This is a genomic window from Planktothrix sp. PLAVEN19ND, assembly GCF_057220675.1.
This window is the reverse complement of the sequence record NZ_CM170132.1, coordinates 119,588-142,482: the sequence shown is the minus strand read 5'-3', so window position 1 is coordinate 142,482 and position 22,895 is coordinate 119,588. Positions and strand designations below refer to the sequence as shown.

26 protein-coding genes and 2 tRNA genes are annotated in these 22,895 nt (G+C 40.9%); 13 read left to right on the top strand and 15 right to left on the bottom strand.

Annotation, left to right across the window (positions count from 1 at the left end):
• Positions 1-405: 405 nt before the first annotated feature.
• From AC2D3N_RS00695 to AC2D3N_RS00685, 3 genes are all read left to right on the top strand, one after another.
• The gene (locus AC2D3N_RS00695; protein ID WP_484693722.1) at positions 406-1,125 is read left to right on the top strand and encodes a pyridoxine 5'-phosphate synthase; all 720 of its coding nucleotides are present in this window, start codon (positions 406-408) and stop codon (positions 1,123-1,125) included.
• A 40-nt stretch (positions 1,126-1,165) separates the two neighbouring features.
• A complete protein-coding gene (locus AC2D3N_RS00690) occupies positions 1,166-1,495 on the top strand; it encodes an MgPME-cyclase complex family protein (protein ID WP_484692475.1) in 330 nt (109 codons plus the stop codon).
• A 74-nt stretch (positions 1,496-1,569) separates the two neighbouring features.
• A complete protein-coding gene (locus AC2D3N_RS00685; protein WP_079680369.1) occupies positions 1,570-2,262 on the top strand; it encodes a hypothetical protein in 693 nt (230 codons plus the stop codon).
• Between the two features lie 201 nt (positions 2,263-2,463).
• Here AC2D3N_RS00685 and AC2D3N_RS00680 read toward each other — a convergent pair whose 3' ends face one another.
• The 3 genes from AC2D3N_RS00680 to folD form a co-directional block, all read right to left on the bottom strand.
• Positions 2,464-2,946, bottom strand: coding sequence for a divergent PAP2 family protein (locus AC2D3N_RS00680; RefSeq protein WP_079680370.1), 483 nt, complete (start codon positions 2,944-2,946; stop codon positions 2,464-2,466).
• Between the two features lie 19 nt (positions 2,947-2,965).
• The gene (crtE, locus tag AC2D3N_RS00675) at positions 2,966-3,892 is read right to left on the bottom strand and encodes a geranylgeranyl diphosphate synthase CrtE (RefSeq protein WP_484692474.1); all 927 of its coding nucleotides are present in this window, start codon (positions 3,890-3,892) and stop codon (positions 2,966-2,968) included.
• A 177-nt stretch (positions 3,893-4,069) separates the two neighbouring features.
• Positions 4,070-4,933: a bifunctional methylenetetrahydrofolate dehydrogenase/methenyltetrahydrofolate cyclohydrolase FolD gene (gene folD, locus AC2D3N_RS00670; RefSeq protein WP_484692473.1), complete on the bottom strand. Its 864-nt coding sequence runs from the start codon at positions 4,931-4,933 to the stop codon at positions 4,070-4,072.
• A 42-nt stretch (positions 4,934-4,975) separates the two neighbouring features.
• On the opposite strand from folD, the gene AC2D3N_RS00665 reads away from it, so the two are divergent.
• Together AC2D3N_RS00665 and AC2D3N_RS00660 are read left to right on the top strand one after the other, a co-directional pair.
• Positions 4,976-5,392, top strand: coding sequence for a hypothetical protein (locus AC2D3N_RS00665; RefSeq protein WP_484692472.1), 417 nt, complete (start codon positions 4,976-4,978; stop codon positions 5,390-5,392).
• Between the two features lie 13 nt (positions 5,393-5,405).
• Positions 5,406-5,828 (top strand): NUDIX hydrolase, encoded by a 423-nt coding sequence (locus AC2D3N_RS00660; RefSeq protein ID WP_484692471.1) that lies wholly within the window; start codon positions 5,406-5,408, stop codon positions 5,826-5,828.
• Here the strand turns inward: AC2D3N_RS00660 and AC2D3N_RS00655 are convergent.
• Together AC2D3N_RS00655 and AC2D3N_RS00650 are read right to left on the bottom strand one after the other, a co-directional pair.
• Complete coding sequence (locus AC2D3N_RS00655) at positions 5,825-6,547, bottom strand: M23 family metallopeptidase (RefSeq protein ID WP_484692470.1); 723 nt, start codon at positions 6,545-6,547, stop codon at positions 5,825-5,827. The genes AC2D3N_RS00660 and AC2D3N_RS00655 overlap by 4 nt on opposite strands.
• Before the next feature lie 14 nt (positions 6,548-6,561).
• A complete protein-coding gene (locus AC2D3N_RS00650) occupies positions 6,562-8,133 on the bottom strand; it encodes an NAD(P)H-hydrate dehydratase (RefSeq protein ID WP_484692469.1) in 1,572 nt (523 codons plus the stop codon).
• Between the two features lie 200 nt (positions 8,134-8,333).
• Between AC2D3N_RS00650 and AC2D3N_RS00645 the strand changes: the two genes are divergently transcribed.
• Entirely contained in the window at positions 8,334-11,063 is a 2,730-nt protein-coding gene (locus tag AC2D3N_RS00645; RefSeq protein ID WP_484692468.1) for a class I SAM-dependent DNA methyltransferase, read from the top strand.
• Here the strand turns inward: AC2D3N_RS00645 and AC2D3N_RS00640 are convergent.
• The 4 genes from AC2D3N_RS00640 to AC2D3N_RS00625 all read right to left on the bottom strand — a co-directional run bounded on the left by AC2D3N_RS00640 (position 11,041) and on the right by AC2D3N_RS00625 (position 12,434).
• Positions 11,041-11,310 carry a hypothetical protein gene (locus tag AC2D3N_RS00640; protein ID WP_484692467.1) on the bottom strand — a complete coding sequence of 90 codons (270 nt, stop codon included), beginning with the start codon at positions 11,308-11,310 and terminating at the stop codon, positions 11,041-11,043. The genes AC2D3N_RS00645 and AC2D3N_RS00640 overlap by 23 nt on opposite strands.
• Positions 11,307-11,669 carry a hypothetical protein gene (locus AC2D3N_RS00635; protein WP_079680379.1) on the bottom strand — a complete coding sequence of 121 codons (363 nt, stop codon included), beginning with the start codon at positions 11,667-11,669 and terminating at the stop codon, positions 11,307-11,309. Before AC2D3N_RS00635 ends, AC2D3N_RS00640 begins: the two co-directional genes overlap by 4 nt.
• Before the next feature lie 158 nt (positions 11,670-11,827).
• On the bottom strand, positions 11,828-12,202 hold the full coding sequence (locus AC2D3N_RS00630; protein WP_079680380.1) for a type II toxin-antitoxin system RelE family toxin: 375 nt from the start codon (positions 12,200-12,202) through the stop codon (positions 11,828-11,830).
• The gene (locus tag AC2D3N_RS00625) at positions 12,195-12,434 is read right to left on the bottom strand and encodes a type II toxin-antitoxin system RelN family antitoxin (protein ID WP_484692466.1); all 240 of its coding nucleotides are present in this window, start codon (positions 12,432-12,434) and stop codon (positions 12,195-12,197) included. The genes AC2D3N_RS00630 and AC2D3N_RS00625 overlap by 8 nt, the downstream gene beginning before the upstream one ends.
• Positions 12,435-12,815: 381 nt before the next feature.
• Here AC2D3N_RS00625 and AC2D3N_RS00620 point away from each other — a divergent pair, with 381 nt between their 5' ends.
• Together AC2D3N_RS00620 and AC2D3N_RS00615 are read left to right on the top strand one after the other, a co-directional pair.
• The gene (locus AC2D3N_RS00620; RefSeq protein ID WP_484692465.1) at positions 12,816-16,799 is read left to right on the top strand and encodes a magnesium chelatase subunit H; all 3,984 of its coding nucleotides are present in this window, start codon (positions 12,816-12,818) and stop codon (positions 16,797-16,799) included.
• Positions 16,800-17,055: 256 nt separating this feature from the next.
• Positions 17,056-17,433 (top strand): transposase, encoded by a 378-nt coding sequence (locus AC2D3N_RS00615; RefSeq protein ID WP_484692464.1) that lies wholly within the window; start codon positions 17,056-17,058, stop codon positions 17,431-17,433.
• A gap of 315 nt (positions 17,434-17,748) precedes the next feature.
• Here the strand turns inward: AC2D3N_RS00615 and AC2D3N_RS00610 are convergent, their stop codons facing one another.
• Positions 17,749-17,991: a hypothetical protein gene (locus AC2D3N_RS00610; RefSeq protein WP_484692463.1), complete on the bottom strand. Its 243-nt coding sequence runs from the start codon at positions 17,989-17,991 to the stop codon at positions 17,749-17,751.
• 184 nt (positions 17,992-18,175) lie between these two features.
• Here AC2D3N_RS00610 and AC2D3N_RS00605 point away from each other — a divergent pair, with 184 nt between their 5' ends.
• From AC2D3N_RS00605 to AC2D3N_RS00590, 4 genes are read left to right on the top strand one after another with little or no spacing between them, the layout of a single operon-like run.
• Entirely contained in the window at positions 18,176-18,649 is a 474-nt protein-coding gene (locus AC2D3N_RS00605; RefSeq protein WP_484692462.1) for a helix-turn-helix domain-containing protein, read from the top strand.
• A gap of 59 nt (positions 18,650-18,708) precedes the next feature.
• Complete coding sequence (locus tag AC2D3N_RS00600; protein ID WP_079680385.1) at positions 18,709-19,158, top strand: hypothetical protein; 450 nt, start codon at positions 18,709-18,711, stop codon at positions 19,156-19,158.
• The gene (locus tag AC2D3N_RS00595) at positions 19,133-19,555 is read left to right on the top strand and encodes a hypothetical protein (RefSeq protein ID WP_079680386.1); all 423 of its coding nucleotides are present in this window, start codon (positions 19,133-19,135) and stop codon (positions 19,553-19,555) included. The genes AC2D3N_RS00600 and AC2D3N_RS00595 overlap by 26 nt, the downstream gene beginning before the upstream one ends.
• Positions 19,556-19,607: 52 nt before the next feature.
• On the top strand, positions 19,608-19,799 hold the full coding sequence (locus AC2D3N_RS00590) for a hypothetical protein (protein WP_079680387.1): 192 nt from the start codon (positions 19,608-19,610) through the stop codon (positions 19,797-19,799).
• Positions 19,800-19,851: 52 nt separating this feature from the next.
• Here the strand turns inward: AC2D3N_RS00590 and AC2D3N_RS00585 are convergent, their stop codons facing one another.
• From AC2D3N_RS00585 to AC2D3N_RS00565, 5 genes are all read right to left on the bottom strand, one after another.
• Entirely contained in the window at positions 19,852-20,301 is a 450-nt protein-coding gene (locus tag AC2D3N_RS00585) for a hypothetical protein (protein ID WP_079680392.1), read from the bottom strand.
• Positions 20,302-20,853: 552 nt separating this feature from the next.
• Positions 20,854-20,927: transfer RNA gene (locus AC2D3N_RS00580), tRNA-Val, on the bottom strand.
• 129 nt (positions 20,928-21,056) lie between these two features.
• Positions 21,057-21,129 (bottom strand) — tRNA-Ala (locus AC2D3N_RS00575).
• A gap of 104 nt (positions 21,130-21,233) precedes the next feature.
• Positions 21,234-21,446, bottom strand: coding sequence for a hypothetical protein (locus tag AC2D3N_RS00570; RefSeq protein WP_079680264.1), 213 nt, complete (start codon positions 21,444-21,446; stop codon positions 21,234-21,236).
• 122 nt (positions 21,447-21,568) lie between these two features.
• A complete protein-coding gene (locus AC2D3N_RS00565) occupies positions 21,569-21,991 on the bottom strand; it encodes a Fur family transcriptional regulator (RefSeq protein WP_079680265.1) in 423 nt (140 codons plus the stop codon).
• 143 nt (positions 21,992-22,134) lie between these two features.
• On the opposite strand from AC2D3N_RS00565, the gene AC2D3N_RS00560 reads away from it, so the two are divergent.
• Complete coding sequence (locus AC2D3N_RS00560; RefSeq protein WP_484692461.1) at positions 22,135-22,848, top strand: rubrerythrin family protein; 714 nt, start codon at positions 22,135-22,137, stop codon at positions 22,846-22,848.
• The last annotated feature ends 47 nt before the right edge of the window (positions 22,849-22,895 follow it).

The window sequence follows — 22,895 nt, the reverse complement described above, 5'->3', positions numbered from 1 at the left end:
CACTATAGCAATCGTTTCATATCAGTATTGAAATGTTACAACCTATTTGGGATTGCTATATTACCCATTCGTAATTCGTAATTCGTAATTCCCTATTGTCGATCTAACCAATCTAATAGGCGTTTTGAGACTTTTAATTGATTGTTGAGTATTTCATCCGATGCAACAACCACACCCAAAATGATGACTAAAGAAATAATATCCATAAAGTGCGCCCTCACGCAGATTGACTAGACTGTGTAGTTTTGTTATGAGACTATCGTAAACTGTACGGTCTAGTTTTGTCAACATTTGAATTATAAAATAGTTTCAATTGTACTACATCTTGATCAAGGGACTCGACTTGACCGTAGTGGAATTATTTGTCAAGGTGAAGGACGATATGGATACAAGGAGGGAGAAAAATTGCCGACACTGGGAGTCAATATTGACCATATAGCCACGATTCGCCAAGCCCGTCGTACCGTTGAACCCGATCCCGTAGCGGGGGCTGTGCTGGCGGAATTAGCGGGGGCTGATGGGATTACGGTGCATTTGCGCGAAGATCGACGCCATATTCAAGACCGCGATGTGCGACTGTTGCGCCAAACGGTGAGAACCCATCTGAATTTAGAAATGGCGGCGACCGATGAAATGGTAGCGATCGCATTAGACATCAAACCCGACTATATAACCCTGGTTCCCGAACGTCGGGAAGAAATTACCACCGAAGGGGGGTTAGAGATCGCTGGACAAATTCCTCGGATGACCGATGTAGTAACCACCCTACAGGAAGCCGGAATTCCGGTGAGTTTATTTATCAATGCTAACCCCGAACAAATTGCAGCCTCGGCTCAAGTGGGGGCTAAATTCATCGAACTGCATACGGGATGCTATGCAGAAGCCACAGGGGAAGACCAGGTTAGGGAACTGGGGATTTTAGCCGAGGGGTGTCAACGGGCCTTAGAAGCCGGACTACGGGTGAATGCCGGACATGGGTTAACCTACTGGAATGTTTATCCCGTTGCCGCCCTCGAAGGGATGGAAGAACTCAACATTGGTCATACAATAATAAGTCGGGCAGTTCTCGTCGGTTTAGAGCGAGCCGTCCGAGAAATGAAACAAGCGATTCTTGGGCAACTTTAAGCCAGAAATCGTCCCATGATAGAATTTACAACGATTAACCATGCAGACTTATTACTACGTTTTAGGCAGTCACAAGTTTTTACTTGAGGAAGAACCCTTAGAAGAAGTGTTGCGCGAACGCGAACGCAACTATCAGGAACAGGAAAAGGAAATTGATTTTTGGTTGGTGCAGCAACCGGCTTTTTTAGAAGCGCCGGAAATGGCTGATATTAAAGCCAAATGCCCTCAACCGGCGGTGGCGATTATTTCCACCAATAAACAAGTGGTGGTCTGGTTAAAATTGCGTTTGGAGTATGTACTGACCGGAGAATTTCAAGCCCCGACCGCTAGTATTCCTGATGCTTTAAAGTCTTTAGCAACGGCGGTTTGAAAATCCCGATCCAATAGTTGACCGTGATCAGTACAATGAAAGCTGTTGCTTAATTGTTGTCAACTGCGGTGTTTATGCGTCAAAGTGGTGTCAAAAGGTTATCTGCCATCTGGGTTTCTAGTCTGCTTACGGCCACCAGTTGGGGTTTAGCAGTCCAAACCAGTTCAGCCCAGGAAACGTGTGCCGCACCAAAGCCTGGAGAATATTTGTTATTAATTGTCAGTAACACTTCAGAGGAACAAAAATTGGTGCAGCGCACGTTACCCAATGACATCAATAGTGAGGTTTGTCGCTATTTGACAAATTTAGTGACCCGGGTGGGAGGATTTAGTGATCCTTTAATTGCCGAGGATTGGGCTACCTATCTACAGGATAAGGTTAAGTTACCCGCCTATGTGGTGAAACAGGAGGTCACGGCTATACCCCGTCCGAGTCCTAATTCTAGTCTTGGCCAGACTCCAATTGTTCGAGAAACCCCGCCAACCCCTAGGATAGAGTTAGCACCTAATCCTCAAACATTGGGGTCGGGTTATGCAGTTTTAGTGGATTATTTGAATCAGCCGGAATTAGTTCAAAAGTTAAGAACCCTAGTCGGTGAGAATGTGGGTTTGGTTTCCTATGGTCAGCGACCCTATTTATTAGTAGAATATACGACGGATTCCGAACGAGCAACAGCAACTTTAAAGAAGTTAAGCAGTCGGGGCTTTTGGTCAATATTAGTGGATAGTAACCGGGTAACAGTAGTTAGTCCGACGGTTAAACCTTAGCTTTAGGAGGGAACAGGGAATAGGGAATAGGGAATAGGGAATAGGGAATAGGGAATAGGGAATAGGGAATAGGGAATAGGGAATAGGGAATAGGGAATGGGGAAGAAAAAACTTTACTGCCAACGGTTTGCTGCATTAGTCTTCGTGCTAACTGTTGGGCGCGATTCCTCTGGTACCTATGGACATGGGAAAACCAGGTTTTTATAGAGAAGTTTGGACAAGATGCACGGGCCAAGTTATCTCGGCAATTGATGCAATAGCAATCCCCAACCCTAAACCCACAATCACTTGAAAGGGGGTATGACCTAATAATTCAATTAATCTTTCTTCGCTTAATTGTTTATTTTCTTCAAAGACTTCATCAATAATTTGATTTAAAATGCGGGCTTGTTTTCCGGCAGCCTGTCGGACTCCGGCGGCATCGTACATCACAATAAACGCAAAAACAACAGCAATGGCAAAATCAGGACTTCCCCACCCCATGGTTTTGCCCACTCCCGTTGCTAAAGCCCCCACAAAAGCCGAATGGGAACTGGGCATTCCTCCGGTTGTCACCAACACCCGCAGATTAATTTTGCCATGTTGGACTAGCTCCACCGCTAATTTAGAAAGTTGAGCCAGAATACAGGCTAACAGGGCAACCCATAACACTTGGTTATTGAGGATTTGAGAAAAGTCTTGCATATAATATAAATAAATAGCTTTAGTGAGTGCGATTAGTGATAAAATCCGCGATCGCTAACAGAGGAATAGCCCGGTCTCCATAGTGAGATAATTCAGCTTTTGCCGCTTCAATTAAGTTTTGGGCCTGACGTCGGGATTCATCTATGCCCCATAAACTGGGATAGGTGACTTTTTTAGCCGTTAAATCCTTACCTGCGGTTTTTCCTAACTCCTCCTGGGTTGCCGTAATATCGAGAATATCATCCACAATCTGAAACGCCAAACCAATATTGCGGGCATAACGAGATAACCCGGCAATTTCCGTTTCCTTCGCCCCTCCTAAAATCGCCCCACAGACCACACAGGCCTCTAATAATGCCCCGGTTTTATGGGTATGAATAAAAGTTAGGGTTTCTTCGGAAACATCCGTCAGTCCTTCCGAATCTAAATCCACCACCTGGCCCCCCACCAAGCCAGCAGCCCCCACCGCCCGACCTAAACGGGCAATTACCTGTAAAACTTGATGGGCCGGAACATTGGAGGTTTGGGTGGCCACAAATTCAAAGGCATAACTGAGTAAACCATCCCCAGCTAAAATCGCAATATCCTCTCCATAAACCTTATGATTGGTCAGTTTTCCCCGACGGTAATCATCATTATCCATGGCCGGGAGGTCGTCGTGAATTAAGGACATGGTGTGAATCATTTCTAGGGCGCAAGCGGTGGGCATAGCCATTTCTACAGTCCCGCCGACCAACTCACAGGTCGCCAAACACAAAATCGGTCGTAAACGCTTTCCTCCCGCCAGCAGAGAATAGCGCATTGACTCATAGATTTTTTCAGGGTAGATTAGGGGGAGAGAGTCATCTAAAGCCTGTTCTACTAGGGTCTGCCGTTGGCTCAGATAGGCAGATAAGTCAAACTGAGGGTTTTCCAACGGTGAGTTAATTTCGCTTACCAATACCATGACGAGTGCTTGTTTATAATAGGGGTAATGTTAACAAAAGTTGACTCCTGGAGACTTAATTTTTCCCTTCATCGCAGGAGCCAAATTTTAACTCCACCATTTTACCAAAAAAATGGGTCTAAAACCCCTCCCTTACTTAGATTTTCTATCGATTGATAACTATTTACCGATTACTGATTACTGCACCTTTTCCAAATAACTCCAGAAGGTGTTTTGCAATAACATCGCCACGGTCATCGGGCCAATACCCCCTGGAACTGGGGTAATATATTGGGCGATGGGTTGAACACTCTCGAAATCCACATCCCCGACTAGGCGAGATTTACCATTATTATCCGTAATTTTATTAATTCCGACATCAATCACAATAGCGCCAGGTTTCACAAAATCCGCCGTAATCATTTGCGGACGTCCGATAGCCGCCACCACAATATCCGCATCCCGGCTAACTTTAGCTAAATCCTGAGTTTTGGAATGGGCAATAGTTACGGTACAATCAGCTTCTAATAGCATTAAAGCCATCGGTTTCCCAACTAAAATACTGCGACCTAAAACAACGGCGTGTTTTCCTTTTAGCTCGATATTATATTCCTGAAATAGTCGCATAACTCCGGCGGGGGTACAACTTCTTAGCCCCTTTTCCCCCCTCGCTAACCGTCCTAAATTTTCCGGGTGCAAACCATCAGCATCTTTCTTGGGATCAATTTCATATAGTAACCCAACGGAGTCCAGATGCGCGGGAAGGGGTAACTGAACTAAAATTCCATCCACTTGTTCATTTTTGTTCAGTTCATGGATAATACGAGTGAGTTCTTCTTGGCTTGTTTCTGCGGGGAAATGTTGACCAAAAGATGTAATTCCCACCTTAGCACAGGCTTGTTCTTTATTCCGAACATATACCGTACTGGCCGGATTATCCCCCACCATAATCACCGCTAAACCGGGCGGACGTCCAACTTTAGATTGCCATATTTCTACCTGCTCTTGTAGTTGGGCTTGAATCTTTTTGGCTGTAGATTTACCGTCTAATAGATTATCCATAATTCGCTCTCTCTTTTGTCAATTAATATATTCAGTGACTCTATGACCTTTTCATTTTCACAGAAGTTCACCAAAACCTGGCAAATTAGTATTGTATTACTATTTGTGACCGGATTAGTCAGTTGTCAAAGTATTTCCCACTCTGAAAGTTGGATTAATTTTAATACCGCTAAAATTGAACTGCTACAACAAAAACAGAAAATAGGTGCTAAAGTTTATCTCCGAGGTAAAGTCAAAAGTCATGCACCCTTTTTAGGGGCTGGTGCTTATCAACTCCAAGATGATACGGGTTCAATTTGGGTATTTACCACTCAACCTTTACCACCCCTCGAACAAGACCTATTAATTCAAGGAAAAGTAGAATATAAAAGTATTTTAATTAAGGAGATGAAAGGAAAAGATATTGGAGATGTTTATGTCAAAGAAATTAAACGGGAACAGGGAACAGGTAATGGGTAATGGGTAACAAATTATGATTCAAGTTGCTATAGCAATTCTTTATCGAGATGGAAAGTTTTTATTGCAGTTACGAGATAATAACCCTAATATTGTTCATCCTGGGGTTTGGGGATTATTTGGGGGACATTTAGAACCCGGAGAAACCCCAGAAAGTGCCTTTAAACGGGAATTACTTGAAGAAATTGGTTATAATGTTCCTGAGTTTCTTCAATTCAATTCTTATCCAGATTCTCTGGTCAATCGGATTGTTTTTTATGCCCCTTTAACGGTTGATTTGAGTCAATTAGTCTTACATGAAGGCTGGGATATGGGATTATTAACACCCGAGGATATTCAAGCTGGAGAATGTTATTCCCAAAAGGCAGGAATGGTCAGATTAATAGGGACTCTGCATAGAAAGATTTTATTAGATTTCATGGCTCAAAAGTTAGTTTAAGCCACAATAGGAACACTACCATCATCGGGTAAAATAGAACGGGGATCAACCTTTTCTCCATCGGGTTTATGCAATTCAAAATGTAGATGAATCGAATATCCTCCCCCATCAATTTCTAATCCTTCATACCCAAAACCCGAACCGCCTCGCACCCCGATAAATTGACCTTTGGTGACGGTTTGACCCACTTTAACCCCAATAGATTGTAAATGAAAATAAACGTGTTCCCAACCATTAGAACGTTTAATATAAATTGCCCGACCTTCTGCACCACTGGGATCATTTTTAATATAATCAACCACTCCATCACTCGCCGCATAACATTCATCGGGAGTATATCCCCCAATATCAACACCTGCATGAAGTCTTCCTCTAGCATAACCAAATTCAGCTATAGAACCCATACTGGTTCCCGTCATTGGCCATATCCATTCTGCATTAGATACCGCAAAGGAAGCCGAAGAAACGGAACGGGAGGCGGTTAATTCTTCATCGATTTCTAAGAGTTTAACTTGATGAGCCGGAACAAACCAAGTCGTCATATTCTTGGGTTTAGGAGATAGGAAATTAACCTGTAAATGGTTATCTTCTGCTTGGGAATAACTTTCTATTTCAAATATTGTATCACGATAAACGGATATTTTTTCATTATAAGCAACAGCTTCGGCTGCAACCGGATGCAGCTTAAAAATCGTATGTTCTAAAACTTGTAATTTCACGGTTATCTCCTGATTTAATTTATGGTTTTTAGGAATTGTGTTAAAGCCGGAATTAAATATTGAGTTAATGTATAGGCATCAACCCCTAATTCCGTGCGTTCTCTTGCCGCTAGAATCCCGGCTTGGGAATGCCACCAAACCGCCGTATTTACTATTGATTGTACAGGTTTTTCCGCGAGAATCACAGGGGGTAATAGCCCCCCTAATAATCCCGTTAAAACATCCCCACTTCCCCCACGACCTAAAGCTGGGGTACTATCGGGATTAATCCAAACGGTTTTAGGGGTAGCAACACAGGTTCTAGCCCCTTTTAAAACAATAATAGCACCCGTTAATTCGGCGGCTTGTTTGGCTAATATTATTTGATTTTTTTCTAATGCTATTAATTCCGGGAATAGCCGTTTAAATTCTCCTAAATGGGGGGTGATAATTGTGGGGAATTTACGAGAAGATAGGGTAAAAAATGGATTCAACTTAGCTAAAATATTTAAAGCATCCGCATCTAAAATAATCGGACAGTTTGCTGGTAATATTCTTTCCACAATAGCCTGAGCTTCGGTCGTTAATCCAGGGCCACAAATAATCGTTTGATAGCGTCTTAAATCCAGATCTTCTGGAAGTTCAAGAATCGCTCCATTTTCAGTTTCTAAACAGCCTATAATTAGGGCTTCTGGTAATTGTAAACTTAACCAGGGTTTAATCGAATTAGGAACAGCAATAGACAGCATTCCCACACCGCTTGCTCTGGCTCCTAATCCAGCTAAAATAGCGGCTCCTGTATATTGTTTGGAACCTGCTATAATTAGTAAATGACCGTTTTTATATTTATGATGATTAGCGGGACGGGGCAAGGGCAAACTATTAATTGCAGTATCCTGAGTGATGCGATTTAGGATAGGAGATTCCCCGATAATAGCATTAATATCCATCAAAGGAATATCAAAATCAATCAATTCGGCTCTGCCTATATAATCTAATCCGGTATCTTGTAAAAAAGCCTGTTTCCATAGTCCTAAACAAAGGGTAATATTGGCTCTAATTGCTGTTCCTAATATTTCCCCTGTATCGGTATGAATTCCCGATGGTAAATCAATACTAATGACAAGTTTATTCCAATTATTAATTATATTGATAGTATTGGCAAGTTCTCCGGCAATTTCTCGCTCTAAACCAAATCCAAATAACCCATCAATCAAAATATCACAGTCATATAATTCCTTGATATTAGAACTAAAATTAATTCCCAAACTAATAGCATATTTGGCATGGGATTCCGTTAATTCTTTGCGCTTTGAAAAGGGACTATAAATTACAATATTATAGCCGAGAAAATAGAGTTCCCTAGCTACCACTAATCCATCACCGCCATTATGTCCTGGCCCTACTAATATACCGATTTTATCAGCCGAGGTAATTGATTTTTCTAAGAATAAAGTCCGTAACCTGTGGGTAATTTTTCCGGCAACTTTTTCCATTAAAGCCGCCACGGGTATCCCGGCGTAAAAGATACGTTCTTCAATATTTCGCATCTGTTCAGAGGTAACAACAATTTGTTGGATTTTTTCGGCTCTAATTTTATGATTCATGATGAGATCCAATAACTATATGAACATTATGAGTCACCATAAAAACACGCTCCCTGCTGATGGTGATAACATTTGTGATCGCTATTTATTTTAACATCAATTTTCGGGATAAAAAACTTGGTTTCTGGCTGTTGTCTGTTTCCATAAACCCAATTGAAGTATGATCAAATTGATGGAAGGGTTAATCACTGATTTTGCTTATGCCGACTAAACCAGAAAGTTTGCAAAAATTTGTTAATTATTGTCAACAGTATATCATTGGGGATAAAAAGGGACAGGCACAAATATTTTTAGATCGTTTTTTTCAGGCTTTTGAATATGAAGGTGCATTACAAGCGGGTGCAACTTTTGAACAACGGATCGCAAAAGCTGGGAAATCAGGAAACATGGGGTTTGCTGATTTATTGTGGAAAAATCGTGTTTTAATTGAGATGAAAAAACGGGGAAGCAATCTTCAAGATCGAGATTATCGTACCCAAGCTGAACGATATTATATTAGAATTAAAAAAAGCGATCGCCCTCGTTATGTTATTTTATGTAATTTTGATGAATTTCATATTTATGATTTTGATAATCAACCCGATGACCCAGTTGATATTATAGCGTTAGAAGATTTACCAAAACGCATTCGGGCTTTTAGTTTTTTGGAGGCGAAAAATCTCCGCCCTCAGTTTAAAAATAATCAAGTTGAAATTACAGAAAAAGCAGCCAGACGCTTAGGAGATGTTTTACATTCTTTATTAGAAAGAGGTGAAAGAAATAATTTTAGAAAATACACTCCTCTCCAAGCCCAACACTTTATTTTACAGTGTGTTTTAGCGATGTATGCGGAAGATATTGGTTTACTTCCTGCGGCAATGTTTACTCGTTGTTTACAAGATTGTGTCGAAAATCAAGGCAATTCCTCTGATATTTTAGGTGGACTGTTTCAAGCAATGAATCAACCTGGGGTTGTCCTTGATGGACGCTATGTAGGAGTCGAATATCTTAATAGTAGATTATTGGATAAATTTTATCCCATTCAGTTAGAATGTGGGGAGTTAAATCTATTATTGGCTTGTGCGGGGCAAGATTGGAGTAAAGTTCGTCCTTCTATTTTTGGAAATTTGTTTGAAGGTGCTTTGAGTTATGCTGATAAAAATAAAGATAAATCAAAACAACAACGTCATGCTTATGGCATTCATTTTACCTCGGAAGCTGATATTAGAAGTATTGTATTACCGACCATTCGGGAATATTGGGAAGATAGAATTAGTGCAGCTAATACCTTAAAAGAGTTACAATTATTATATCATGAATTAATCAATTATAAAGTCCTTGATCCGGCTTGTGGTTCGGGAAATTTTCTCTATGTAGCCTATCAAGAGTTAAAATATATTGAAAAAATACTGTTAGAGAAAATAGCTAATTTTGAGGATATTTCTGTTTATACTCAAAAGGTCAGTCCTCGACAATTTTATGGCATGGATATTAACGCCTTTGCTGTGGAATTGGCGAAAGTTACGTTAATGATTGGCAGAAAAATTGCTATTAATCAATTAGGGTTAAATGAGTCCTGTTTACCCTTAGATACTTTAGATAAAAATATCATTTGTGCGGATGCTTTATTTACCAATTGGGTACAAGCGGACGTGATTATTGGAAATCCTCCTTTTTTGGGGAGTAAACACATTCGCTTAACGTTAGGAGATGAATATGTTAATCAACTATTTAAGCGTTTTCCAGGGATTAGAGATGTTGATTTTTGCGCCTATTGGTTTAGATTAACCCATGATCATTTAGGGGATCATGGAAGATCGGGTTTAGTGGCGACGAATTCTATTAGTCAAGGTAAAAGTAGGGCGATTTCTTTAGATTATATTACGGAAAATGGCGGTTATATTTATCAGGCTATTTCTTCTCAGCCATGGTCGGGAGATGCTAAAGTTCATGTTAGTATTGTGAATTGGTCAAAGCAGAAACCTAATCAATATATTTTAGATGGACAAGAAGTTACTTTGATTAATTCTTCCTTACAGTCCACGGTAAAGGTTTCCCAGGCGGTGAGACTGAAGGCAAATTTAAACCAATGTTTTCAAGGTGTAATTCCTTTGGGGATGGGTTTTATTATTACGGCAGAAATTGCTGAAGACTGGATAAATAGAGATCAAAATAATCGACCTATTTTAAAGTTGTTTTCCATGGGGGCAAATTTAGCTCAAAAACCTTTAGGAAAACCGGAAAGATGGATTATTGATTTTAATGAAATGACCTTAGAAGACTGTCATCAGTATCCCTTACCGTTTGAGCAAATTAAAAATTATGTTAAACCAGAAAGATTGAATAATCGAGCTAAAAAAGCTCGGGAATATTGGTGGCAGTTTTTCGCAACTCGACCGGGAATGAGAGCGGCGATCGCTAATTTATCTTATTATTTTACAGTCCCTCGATTATCAAAATGGGCAATTTTTCTTCCCGCATCTGTTGAATGGTTAGCGGGAGATCAATCGGTAGTAGTCGCAACGGAAGACTATTATATCTTAGGAATTTTGTTATCTGATACCCATAGAATTTGGGTGAAAGCGCAAAGTTCAACCTTAAAAGGGGATACCAGATATACCCACACCACTTGTTTTGAAACCTTCCCCTTTCCTCAAACCCCTAGAAAAAATACAATTGAAAATATTAGGAAAATTACAATCGAGTTACACGAGTATCGCAGTCAAGAAATGATTAAAAAAGGCTGGGGAATTACTCAACTCTATAATAAATATTACCATGAACCGACCTCAAAACTCTATAAATTTCATCGAAAACTCGATCAGTTAGTCCGGGAAGCATATCATTTTAAATCCCAGGATAATATTTTAGAAAAACTCTTAGAATTAAATCAGGACTGTGCGAGAAAAGAAAGTCGGGGAGAGGTTATTATGGGTGCTGTTGCTCGGTGATTTTTGCAGTCACCACAAAGGCACTAAGACACTGATGATTTTGAAATTGATTTATCACAAATTTATGAACATTTTGTAACGGAATTGTTAATCTATCTTTTTCTTCTAAAACCTGTTTTGCTTGGTGAAAAGCTGCATAGTAAGCTCGACTAATAGCCGATCTAAATTTAGCTTGTTCACTAACAATAACCGTTTGTCCCGCTAAATTTTGAGCTAAGGTTAAATAATCCAACCAATCAAAAGTCATAAATAATCATATCTGACATAAATTTGACTGCGGATATCACCGTCATAGCTTCCTAACCACTGATCAGACAGTTTTTCAATTTGTTCAATTGCTGCTTCTGTATCTGCAATTGTTCTTGTTAGGTAAACAACCAATTGGGACTCAGCTAATTCTGGATCTAAAATCCAGTCAAGAAATACATTTGATTCTGGGAAATATTGGCTGATTAAATCTTTACCTAATACCAAAATTGATAATAGATGGGGATGAATTGCTAAAAATTGAACAACATCATGCTCACGGCGAAACTGATAGAATAATTTTAAATCATCTATGTCCGCTTGATTGACAACTAGAGATTGGGAGATAGTGCCGATCATAGTATTAACCAAACTTGATGGAGTTAGTTGAATCTTAACACAACCTATTGCCCAAACTATGAGTCACCATAAAAAATTCTCTACTTTTCATGATTTTATCCTTGATTTTCTTAGATTGATTCCTAATCTTTCAAGTTGCTGCAATTTCTAGGAGTTGTTTAGGCATCCTCTTTACTTTCTGTCGCCTGCTGTTCAAATTCTCTAATGATGCTCCGAATGTCATCTGCGTCAATATCGACTTGTTCAGATTTGGCGTAAATCGTCAGTAAAATAATTGCCGTTGCTGTTTTGATGTAGTAAATTAGACGGTAGCCACCACTTTTACCTTTCTGAATGTCGCTATTTCGGACTCTCAGCTTGAAGACGACATAACCAACTTCCGGTATTTGATCTCCTGGTAACTCTCCTTGCTCCAGTTGTTCGATGATGGGTTGTATATCATTCCGAATACTGCGATATTTCTTGGCAAGAGTGCGTAGATTTCGTTTGAATGTTGACGAAACTTCAACTTGAATTAAAGGCTGTTTAGACATCTTCAATTCCTTCCCAAAGTTGAGCAACTGGAATAGTTTGTCCAGTCATTGCTTCCTGCCAAGCTTGACGAAAATCTGCTAAGACTTCTGCTTGAGATTTATCATCTAAATCTTTCTGTTCTGGAATTAAAACAATGACTTCTACACGACTATTTTTATCTGTTATGAGGGGATGATCTAAGGTTAGTTGTCCTTGATCATTAATTATTGCCATGACTTTCAGTGCTTTCATTGCTACTCCAAAATAATTTAAGTGGTAGTTTTTAGGTTGATTGCCAATCTTTCAAGTTGTTGATTTATCCAAATAGTCGCCGTCACTTTATCGGTTTTAATTGCTCGTTCTACTCCTATTTTAGCAATTTCTAGTAGTTCTTTAGATTTTTGCCGATTCTTTCTTATTGCAAATAATTCCTAAAAAATAAAAGGTGAAGAAAGTCAAGAAATGTGAAAAATAATGACATTTTTCTTGTCGAATTGTTGCGAAGGGTCATCAAACCTGCCCAGAATAGCCATTTTCTGGTAAGAATACTCAAAGGGAAGTCCTAATGATCTGGCAATGCCCATCGCCGATCCCCTTAAGAGAGAAGCAGACAAAAAAGGAACCAATTAAGATATGTTTACTTATGTAAAACCCACCATTAGACACATCCAGCCAGATGACCTGAACGGGCGACAACTGATGAAAGTGGTCTATGTGGTGTTAGAAGCGCAATATCAAAGTGCCCTATCGGCGGCAGTCCAGTCCATTAATGCGAATAACCCTAATGTCGCGATCGAAATTAGCGGTTATTTGATCGAGGAGTTACGATCTCCCGAAAACTACGAAAGTTTTAAACAAGATTTATCCCAGGCTAATATATTTATAGCCTCCTTGATTTTTATTGAAGATTTAGCCGATAAACTGGTTGAGGCCGTAGCCCCCTACCGGGATAGCCTGGATGTGGCCGTGGTGTTCCCCTCCATGCCTCAAGTGATGCGTCTGAACAAAATGGGGACGTTTTCCATGGCGCAACTGGGACAAAGCAAAAGTGCGATCGCCCAGTTCATGAAGAAACGTAAAGAACAGTCGGGGAGTTCTTTCCAAGACGCCATGCTCAAGTTGCTGCAAACTTTGCCCAAAGTCCTGAAATACCTGCCGATGGACAAGGCCCAGGATGCCCGCAACTTCATGTTATCCTTCCAATATTGGTTAGGGGGGTCTTCCGATAACCTGGAAAACTTCCTACTGATGTTAGGGTCAAAATATGTGTTTAAGGGCAAGGACAAGCTACAATTTGCCGATCCCGTCACCTATCCCGATATGGGTATTTGGCATCCCCTGGCGCCCAAAATGTTCGAGGACGCCAGCGAATATTTCCAGTGGAATAATAGCCGCGACGATATTTCCGACGACCAAAAAGATCCCCTCGCCCCCTGTGTGGGGTTAGTGCTGCAACGGACGCACCTGGTGACGGGAGATGATGCCCATTATGTGGCCATGGTACAGGAAATTGAAGCGTTAGGAGCGCGGGTATTACCGGTGTTTGCGGGCGGGTTGGACTTTTCTAAACCCATCGATGAGTATTTCTGGGATAACCCCCCGAAAGGCATTCAGCCCCAACCGATCGTGGATACTATTGTGTCGTTAACCGGGTTTGCTTTAGTTGGTGGCCCGGCTCGACAGGATCACCCCAAGGCGATAGAATCCCTAAAACGGATGAACCGTCCCTATATGGTGGCCTTGCCCTTAGTCTTCCAAACCACGGAAGAATGGGAAGAAAGTGATTTGGGCCTGCATCCGATCCAAGTGGCGCTACAAATTGCTATTCCTGAACTTGATGGGGCGATCGAACCAATTATTATATCAGGACGGGATGGGGCCACCGGAAAAGCGATCGCCTTACAAGACCGGATCGAAGCGATCGCCCAACGAGCCTTAAAATGGGCTAATCTGCGGAAAAAACCCAAATTAGACAAAAAAGTTGCCATTACCGTCTTTAGCTTCCCCCCGGATAAAGGAAACGTGGGGACGGCGGCCTATTTGGATGTGTTCGGGTCTATTTACGAAGTCCTCAAAGCCTTGCAGGGCAATGGCTACGATATTCAAGACCTGCCAGAGTCCGCCGAGAAACTGATGCAGGAAGTCATCCACGACGCCACGGCCCAATATCAAAGCCCGGAATTAAATGTCGCCTATCGGATGTCCGTGGCTGAATATGAGCAGTTAACCCCCTATTTTGATCGCTTAAATGAGAATTGGGGGCCACCACCGGGAACCTTAAACACCGACGGTGAGAATTTATTGATTTTCGGTAAACAGTTTGGCAATGTGTTTATCGGAGTTCAACCGACCTTTGGCTATGAAGGCGACCCGATGCGGTTGTTATTCTCCCGGTCAGCCAGTCCCCACCATGGCTTCGCCGCCTACTACACCTATTTAGAAAAAGTCTGGCAAGCGGATGCGGTGTTACACTTTGGAACCCATGGCTCCTTAGAATTTATGCCGGGTAAACAAATGGGGATGTCGGGAGAGTGCTACCCCGATAATTTAATTGGCAGTATTCCCAACCTGTATTACTACGCCGCCAACAACCCCAGCGAAGCTACCATCGCCAAACGGCGTAGTTATGCCGCCACTATTTCTTATTTAACTCCGGCTGCGGAAAATGCCGGGTTATATAAAGGTCTGAAAGAACTCAATGAGTTAATTGGGTCTTATCAAACCCTAAAAGATAGCGGTCGGGGTGTGGCAATTGTTAACACCATTATCGATAAGTCTCGAATGGTGAATTTTGACCAAGATATTACCCTCCCCGAAACCGATGCGGCGGAATTAACCCCCGAAGCACGGGATCATGTCGTGGGACAGGTCTATCGGCGGTTAATGGAAATTGAGTCGCGGTTGTTACCCTGTGGTTTGCACGTTATTGGCAAACCCCCCACGGCCGAAGAAGCAATTTCAACTCTGGTAAATATCGCCAGTATTGATCGGGAAGAAGATAATCTTCTCAGCTTACCCCGAATTATTGCCAATAGCCTCAACCGCGATATTGAGGAACTGTACTCTAACAATAACTTAGGGCTGTTAGCGGATGTGGAGTTATTACAAAAAATCACCGAAGCCTGCCGCGCCGCCGTTATCGCCCTGGTTCACGAACAAACCGACGCCGAAGGACGGGTTTCTCTGGTCTCCAAACTCAACTTCTTTAATATGGGTAAAAAAGAACCCTGGATTGAAGCACTCCATGAGTTCGGTTTTACCAAAGTTGACCCCGAACCCATTAAACCGTTATTTGAGTATTTGGAATTCTGCTTACAACAGGTGTGCGCCGATAACGAGTTGGGCTCCTTGCTGCGGGCGTTGGAAGGAGAATATATCATCCCGGGGCCAGGAGGCGACCCCATCCGTAACCCCGATGTCTTACCGACGGGCAAAAATATGCACGCCCTCGACCCCCAGTCCATTCCCACGGCGGCGGCGGTGAAGTCTGCTCAAATCGTCGTAGAACGGCTGTTAGAACGGCAAAAGGTCGAAAATGGTGGAAATTATCCCGAAACCATCTCCGTCGTCCTGTGGGGAACCGATAACATCAAAACCTATGGGGAGTCCCTAGCACAAGTGATGTGGATGGTGGGGGTTAAACCCGTACCCGATGCCCTGGGACGGGTGAATAAGTTGGAGTTAATTTCTTTAGAGGAATTGGGACGGCCACGCATTGACGTCGTGATCAACTGTTCTGGGGTGTTCCGCGACTTATTTATTAACCAAATGGCGCTATTAGATAAAGCGGTAAAAATGGCGGCCGAATCTGATGAACCGTTGGAGATGAATTTTGTTCGTAAACACGCTTTAGAACAGGCGAAGGAGTTAGGAGTATCGGTCAGACAAGCGGCAACTCGCGTGTTTACCAATGCCTCCGGTTCCTATTCGTCTAACGTCAATTTGGCGGTAGAAAATAGCAGTTGGGAACAGGAATCAGAATTACAAGAAATGTACTTAAAGCGCAAATCTTTTGCCTTTAATTCTGATAATCCGGGGATAATGGAACAGGATCGAAATATCTTTGAGTCGGCGTTAAAAACCGCAGAAGTGACGTTCCAAAACTTAGATTCTTCGGAAATTAGTTTAACTGATGTCTCCCATTATTTCGATTCTGACCCGACGAAATTAATTGCCAATTTACGCAAGGATGGCAAAAAACCGACCTCTTATATTGCGGATACGACAACCGCAAATGCCCAGGTACGGACGTTATCGGAAACGGTGCGTTTGGATGCCCGGACTAAACTTCTAAACCCGAAATGGTATGAAGGAATGTTATCTCATGGTTATGAAGGAGTGCGCGAACTTTCTAAGCGCCTTGTTAATACAATGGGATGGAGTGCTACAGCCGGGGCGGTGGATAATTGGGTGTATGAGGATGTGAATGAAACGTTTATTCAAGATGCAGAAATGCAGAAGCGTTTGCTGAACTTAAACCCCCATTCTTTCCGTAAGATTATTAGCACGTTGTTAGAGGTTAATGGTCGCGGCTATTGGGAAACCAGCGAGGAGAATTTAGACCGTCTGCGGGAGTTATACCAAGAAGTTGAAGACCGTATTGAAGGAATAGAATAAAATCCTTATTCCCCTGTAGAGACGTGCCATGGCGCGTCTCTACGAGGTCTAGTAAACACAACCCTGATCTGAATATAAACATTAATTTCAGTAGTAGAGAGACGCGCCGTGGCACGTCTCTACGAGGTTTAGGAAATATAGCCCAGATCTGATATAAACATCAATTTCATTAGAGAGACGCGCCGTGGCACGTCTCTACGGGGTTTGGGAAATATGACCGTGATGTGGGATAAGAATAAATATAGGATAGACAAATATGACATTATATAAAAATAAATATCGGATTGAATCTACACGATTACCTCATCATAATTATGCTGCCAATGGCTGGTATTTTGTCACTATTTGCACAAAGGATAAACTGTGGTTTTTTGGTGATATCGTTTCCGGTAATATTCAATTTTCTGCTATTGGTGAAATTGCGACTAAATTTTGGTCAGAGATTCCGAGTCATTTTCAGGATGTTTCCCTAGATGCTTATATTATCATGCCTAATCATTTACATGGGATTATTGTAATTGAGCGATCGCATAACGAAGAACATGGAGAGACGCGCCGTGGCACGTCTCTACAAAAAGCTGATGAATCTAACAAATTTGCCCCGTTAAAACCAGGTTCCTTACAAGGCTTATAAATCTTCTGTAACCCGTTGGTGTCGTAAAAATGGTTATGATAATTTTGCATGGCAACCCCGATTTTATGATCATATTATTCGAGATGAACAGGCATTAGTCAAGATTCAGGAATATATTATTAATAATCCGGCTAAGTGGGATGAAGATCAAGACAATCCTGCTAATTTGTGGATGTGATCTTGTCAGGGTTACAAATATCGGTGTATAATTGATACTAATATTTTATTATTGTGGTTTGTCGGTTCAGTCAATAATTGAAAAAGAGCGATCGCTACTATTATTTAACATGGACTATTATGAGATTCCATAGAAGATTAACCAGCCGAATCATCTGCACTACGAATACAACCACAGGAATTGCATTGCATGATCGTCTCAACACCTGCTAAAGTCCTCATTGTAACCTTAGCGAAAGGATAATGATCGAGAAATAAGGTAAACCCTTTCATAATAATGTTTTTCTCACGCGCATATTCTGCTGCTTCAGTATAACTTATTTCTTCATGCAAGGTTTTACATTCGCAAGACCGGCAGTATAAAGTCTTTTTAAGAGCCATAACAATAACCTCGTTATTTTTTATCTAGCTTGCTGACTATACTAACTGACTCACCCAAAACTCAACAGCCGAAAAAGTTGGGAAAAGTAGGGATTTTCTCAAATTGATTAAGAAAGGTTGAAAAAGTTGGTAAAAGTTGCTAAAAGTTGGGTATACTCACAATAGCAATTTTATATTTTTACTTATGGAAGTTCCTCAGATATTGCAATTCGTTGATGAATCTGTGTATACCAAGACAGGTAAACATCTCAACAACTTGCAAGGAAAAATTGTTAGGGGAATACTTAATCGTCAAAAATATGCTGATGTTGCTGAAACTTACGGTTATAGTGAAAAGCACGTTAAAAAAGTCAGTCACGAACTTTTGCAAATGTTATCAGATGTTTTTGGGGAACAAGTAAAAAAAAGTAATCTTGAATCGGTTTTAGAACGACAAATAAATGTCAATATAACTTTAGGTAATAAAAACACTCGCAATAATAATACTGTAAGTATAGCTTCTATTAACATTTGTCCTGTTCCTTCTTCCGTTAGTTCAGATGAAACTCAAACTGAAACCATTGATAAATTAAGAAAGTTTGGCTTAAGCGATGAGCAAATAGCAGAGGCATTGAATCTGTCATTATCATTAGAAGATTTAAAACAGAATATGATATAATAGTAAGGTTTAGATAGTGCGATCGCTAACTCTGCTGAATTTGAAAGAGGATAGATGAGATGACCGTCATCGATCAAGAACAGGTAATTACAAGCCTTAAATCGGTAACTCAAGACATTTCAGTCTATGGAGAGGATTTTTTAGGCTTTTATCAATTTATTTTTAATAGTATTCATCAAGCTCAGGACAAATTAGAGCAGTTAGAAGGTTTGGATTTAATTGTGATTGAAGATTTATATCAAGATTATGAAAAAATTGCTGACCAAAATTTAGTCTTGCAAAAGAAAGAACGAGAAGTATTACAAGTGTTGAGTTTGGGAGATTTTCAACAAGATGCTGAAATCACAGAGGTATTATCAGAAATCTTAGCTGATTTTTTACTAGAGTATTTACTGATTCCAATTTTGAATAATATTAATTATGAACAATTTTTAGCCCAATCCAGTTATTATCAGAAATTATTCAAAAATGGGGTAACAGTTTATGAAGCAAAAAGACGCTTATATTGAAATTGCACAACGATATATTCAAACTGCCAAGCAACATCAATCTTTGTCAATTAATACCCAAGAAGTTATCGGTTTTCTAACTTATCATGGGTTGGAATCTATTGCTGTTGCTGTGATTGTTCATTATAAAAGTAGCGTTCCGCTTAATCATGAAACGAAGTTAAGAATGTTTTTAGCATTCTGTAAAAAACATTTATCTAATTCAGTGAATCTTAAACTGATTGCGGCTTTAATTATTCGCTTAGAAAAGAATGGGTACAGAAGTAAGTTTCTCTATCCTGAGTTAATTGATGAAAATAACTTTAAATCCCCTCAACAACAAATCACGTTAACAGAAGCAGGGCTACTGGTTAAAGATGTGGAACGAGTGATTAATCAGATCCTGAGTTCAATTTAGTATTTTATGCTATTATTTATAAAATACCCTACTCAATCAATCTCCTCTGATTATGCAAGAAATTCACAAAAATTATATTGTTGATGAAAATCAAAATCCGATTGCTGAGTTTGAGAAAATCGAAGAAATTTTAGAAAATTACTTCTTAGGTAAAATGATGGAAGATGAAGAAGATGCAGAAATTTTATCTCCATCAGAAGCTGTCAAATATTATCAAGGATTAAAAGAAAATAATCTGGGTTGATAAATATTGGTTTGGGATTGGTTTCCCTAATAATTATGACAGTTTAATTACATCAAAGATCGCATTTTTCTTCGTTACTTTCTGTTTCTGTAGTTGGCTCCAGTCGGTTACAAATATTTAATAAATATAGACGGGTACTCACTGGAAGACGAGGTAAGGGCGCGTCCAGATTCGGCCAGGTGGGTAAATCAAAGCAAGGACAGCAAGTGGCAGGCATTCCGGCGGTTTTTATCGGAACAAGTAGGGAACAGCGCCCACAGGATTCGATTTCCCATGCTGAGGAGAGTAGGGTTTCAATGGTTTGCTCTGTTCCGTCTAAATAGCATTCTCCAGATTCAGCAGAGAGGATTTCTTTCCAACAGTCCTCAAACTCTCGACTATATCTTTCTCCTTGAACTACAGGTTGAGGTAAACGCGATTCTGCACCATTGCGAATCCATACTTTTTTACCTAACTGAAACCAGTGGGCTAAATATTGTTTAACTTGATGTTGTGAAGCCATAATTTTACTTTTTTGAGTTCTATTATATAGATTTAAATTAGCTTTTCTCGAATAGGTACTAAGTGAGCCATCTAATGATCTCAAAATATATTTGCTAACCCCCAATTTAAGGCGACAATTTTAAAACGGCTAGTTCGGTTCTCTACGAATGAGTACAAATTATTTAGACTAATGAAGTTAAAATTTACTTGAATTTTAAACTGTTACTTGAGCCTAATGTTAATCAGGCTAGTTATTACAAGTTTAATCGAAAACCTTCCCTTAATTAGATTATCTAAGTTTATAATTCTCACCGCTCCCAGCCGTTCCTAAAGTTTTTTTACTTACTTCCCATTATATGTAGGGATTGAAGAAAATAGAAATCTTCTCCGGCGGGGAGAAAACCTCTCCAAAGGGACAAAATAATTAGCTCTTTCATCCCTATAAAATTTCTGAAATATCAACTTGACAAATTTTAGAATCTGTGCTAGTGAATTTTCAGTTTTGGGGGATGTGAGCAACAATTAAATAATTAAATTTTTAGATTGAATATTCCCAAGGATAATGAATAAATGGACACAAGTGGACTCGAACCACCGACCCCCACGATGTCAACGTGGTGCTCTAACCAACTGAGCTATGCGTCCGACAATTTATAAATCTAGCACAATCGCCTAGATCATGCAAGCTTTTTTCAGATATTTTTTTCCTTGTGAGTAATCACAAGGGAAAATTACCCGATTGTATGGGATTGAGTTTGTTTGATCACAATAATATGGAGCTAAGCGGGCTCGAACCGCTGACCCCCGCAATGCCATTGCGGTGCTCTACCAACTGAGCTATAACCCCTTGCAATGTTCTAATATAGTTGTTTAACGGGTGCTTTGTCAAGTAGTATGGAAAACTTTTTTTAGGAGTGTCGGAGGGAAGGTATCCGTCACCCCCAATGACCACTAAAAGTAAGAATAAGCGTGTTGAGACATTTGGGCGATGTGATCAATACAAGATCCCATCAGGAAGTAAACTAACCCCATAGCTGCTGCTGAAAGGGCCACCAATATCCCAGCCAGCATGAAGGAGAATTCTTTGTACTCGACGGCTTGCTTCATCAGATGTAATGACCAAGCAACCAGAGCCACATCAATTATTAGAATAGGAATCAACATAAGTTACGTTTCGTAACATTTCCCCTATTCTAACAGGTGTTCCGATCAGAATGCCAGTTTCGGCAATTTCATAACTCCGTAGCAGATCAGCAGAAAGGATTCATCCCATTCCCCATTCGTAATTAATTACAGCGATCGCAACAGCCCTTAACCGTGATTTCATAGGCATTCACCCGAAACCCCGGGGGTAAGGGGTGAATCGGCAAATCACCCAGGACATCCCACTCTAAATCCTGAATTTGACCACAACACTCACAAACAAAATGGTGATGGGGTTCCACCTTGGCATCATAGCGAGTTACCCCTTCATCCAGTAGCACCTCTCGGACTAATCCCACCGATCGCAGAACCGTCAAAGCACTATAAACACTAGCTTTGGAAGCGATAGGCAGTTCCCGGTTAATCTCGGTGAGAATATCATCCACCGTCGGATGATCATAACGGGACAAGAGGTTCGCATAAACTGCAAACCTTTGGGGGGTAATGCGTAACCCCTTCTGTTTCATCTGTTGGCTGATCTCTGTGGTTCTGTTCTGACCTTCCATAGCTTGCTGTATTGAATCTTCCTTTACAGATCATAACATTTATTTTAAGTTACTGAACTTTACATCAATTTTATTCTTACCCTTGACAAAATTAAAACTAAGAATTATTCTTAGATATGACGAGATCAACAAGAGGAGACACCATGGACTTATCCAACGCAAAAACCGCCCAAAATATAGAAGCCGCCTTCGGTGGGGAATCGATGGCCAACCGTAAATATCTATTTTTCGCAGAAGTAACAAAAAAACTCGGGCTGGGGGATTTGTCCAAACTGTTTCGGGAAACCGCCAATCAAGAAACAGAACACGCCTTCGCCCATTTCCGCCTCCTGCATCCTGAATTAGTGGTTACTGACCCCGATGCCCTATCCGACGAAGAAAAGAAAAAAATCGCGGCTCGGTGTTTGGAGTTAGCCATTGAAGGGGAAACCTACGAATACACCACCATGTACCCCGAATTTGCAGCCCAAGCCCGAGTAGACCGGGATGAGCAGGCAGTGAGTGAATTTGAAGAACAAGAGGCTGAGTCCAGGGAACACGCCGGAATCTTCCGCAAAGCCGCCTCGAACTTTGGCCTGTTAGTTCCGATTGAACATCATCACGCCAACCAATATACAGAAGCCCTGAACACACTACACGGTGAGGATGCGACCCCCAAAGCTGCCAGTTCCGATCCTCAAACCCAAAAATGGATTTGTCGCCAATGTTCCATGATTTACGATCCCGTGGTCGGTGATCCTGATTCTGGTATTGCCCCGGGAACCCCCTTTGAAGCCATTCCCGAAGATTGGTCTTGTCCGATTTGTGGCGTAAGCAAAAAGAGCTTTATGGTTTACGAAGAAGCGATCGCAGCCTAACCCGTTTTCCCCAGATCACCAGAAAAAACCCGCCCATCCGATCACTG

Coding starts and splice junctions, on each gene's coding strand:
- folD (WP_484692473.1), bottom strand. CDS start 4,933: ATGGATAATCTATTAGACGGTAAATCTACAGCCAAAAAGATTCAAGCC.
- AC2D3N_RS00620 (WP_484692465.1), top strand. CDS start 12,816: ATGTTTACTTATGTAAAACCCACCATTAGACACATCCAGCCAGATGAC.
- AC2D3N_RS00560 (WP_484692461.1), top strand. CDS start 22,135: ATGGACTTATCCAACGCAAAAACCGCCCAAAATATAGAAGCCGCCTTC.
- AC2D3N_RS00610 (WP_484692463.1), bottom strand. CDS start 17,991: ATGGCTCTTAAAAAGACTTTATACTGCCGGTCTTGCGAATGTAAAACC.
- AC2D3N_RS00615 (WP_484692464.1), top strand. CDS start 17,056: ATGACATTATATAAAAATAAATATCGGATTGAATCTACACGATTACCT.
- AC2D3N_RS00650 (WP_484692469.1), bottom strand. CDS start 8,133: ATGAATCATAAAATTAGAGCCGAAAAAATCCAACAAATTGTTGTTACC.
- AC2D3N_RS00635 (WP_079680379.1), bottom strand. CDS start 11,669: ATGATCGGCACTATCTCCCAATCTCTAGTTGTCAATCAAGCGGACATA.
- AC2D3N_RS00565 (WP_079680265.1), bottom strand. CDS start 21,991: ATGGAAGGTCAGAACAGAACCACAGAGATCAGCCAACAGATGAAACAG.
- AC2D3N_RS00660 (WP_484692471.1), top strand. CDS start 5,406: ATGATTCAAGTTGCTATAGCAATTCTTTATCGAGATGGAAAGTTTTTA.
- AC2D3N_RS00570 (WP_079680264.1), bottom strand. CDS start 21,446: ATGTTGATTCCTATTCTAATAATTGATGTGGCTCTGGTTGCTTGGTCA.
- AC2D3N_RS00630 (WP_079680380.1), bottom strand. CDS start 12,202: ATGTCTAAACAGCCTTTAATTCAAGTTGAAGTTTCGTCAACATTCAAA.
- AC2D3N_RS00665 (WP_484692472.1), top strand. CDS start 4,976: ATGACCTTTTCATTTTCACAGAAGTTCACCAAAACCTGGCAAATTAGT.
- AC2D3N_RS00690 (WP_484692475.1), top strand. CDS start 1,166: ATGCAGACTTATTACTACGTTTTAGGCAGTCACAAGTTTTTACTTGAG.
- AC2D3N_RS00685 (WP_079680369.1), top strand. CDS start 1,570: ATGCGTCAAAGTGGTGTCAAAAGGTTATCTGCCATCTGGGTTTCTAGT.
- AC2D3N_RS00595 (WP_079680386.1), top strand. CDS start 19,133: ATGAAGCAAAAAGACGCTTATATTGAAATTGCACAACGATATATTCAA.
- AC2D3N_RS00600 (WP_079680385.1), top strand. CDS start 18,709: ATGACCGTCATCGATCAAGAACAGGTAATTACAAGCCTTAAATCGGTA.
- AC2D3N_RS00680 (WP_079680370.1), bottom strand. CDS start 2,946: ATGCAAGACTTTTCTCAAATCCTCAATAACCAAGTGTTATGGGTTGCC.
- crtE (WP_484692474.1), bottom strand. CDS start 3,892: ATGGTATTGGTAAGCGAAATTAACTCACCGTTGGAAAACCCTCAGTTT.
- AC2D3N_RS00605 (WP_484692462.1), top strand. CDS start 18,176: ATGGAAGTTCCTCAGATATTGCAATTCGTTGATGAATCTGTGTATACC.
- AC2D3N_RS00640 (WP_484692467.1), bottom strand. CDS start 11,310: ATGACTTTTGATTGGTTGGATTATTTAACCTTAGCTCAAAATTTAGCG.
- AC2D3N_RS00590 (WP_079680387.1), top strand. CDS start 19,608: ATGCAAGAAATTCACAAAAATTATATTGTTGATGAAAATCAAAATCCG.
- AC2D3N_RS00585 (WP_079680392.1), bottom strand. CDS start 20,301: ATGGCTTCACAACATCAAGTTAAACAATATTTAGCCCACTGGTTTCAG.
- AC2D3N_RS00625 (WP_484692466.1), bottom strand. CDS start 12,434: ATGAAAGCACTGAAAGTCATGGCAATAATTAATGATCAAGGACAACTA.
- AC2D3N_RS00645 (WP_484692468.1), top strand. CDS start 8,334: ATGCCGACTAAACCAGAAAGTTTGCAAAAATTTGTTAATTATTGTCAA.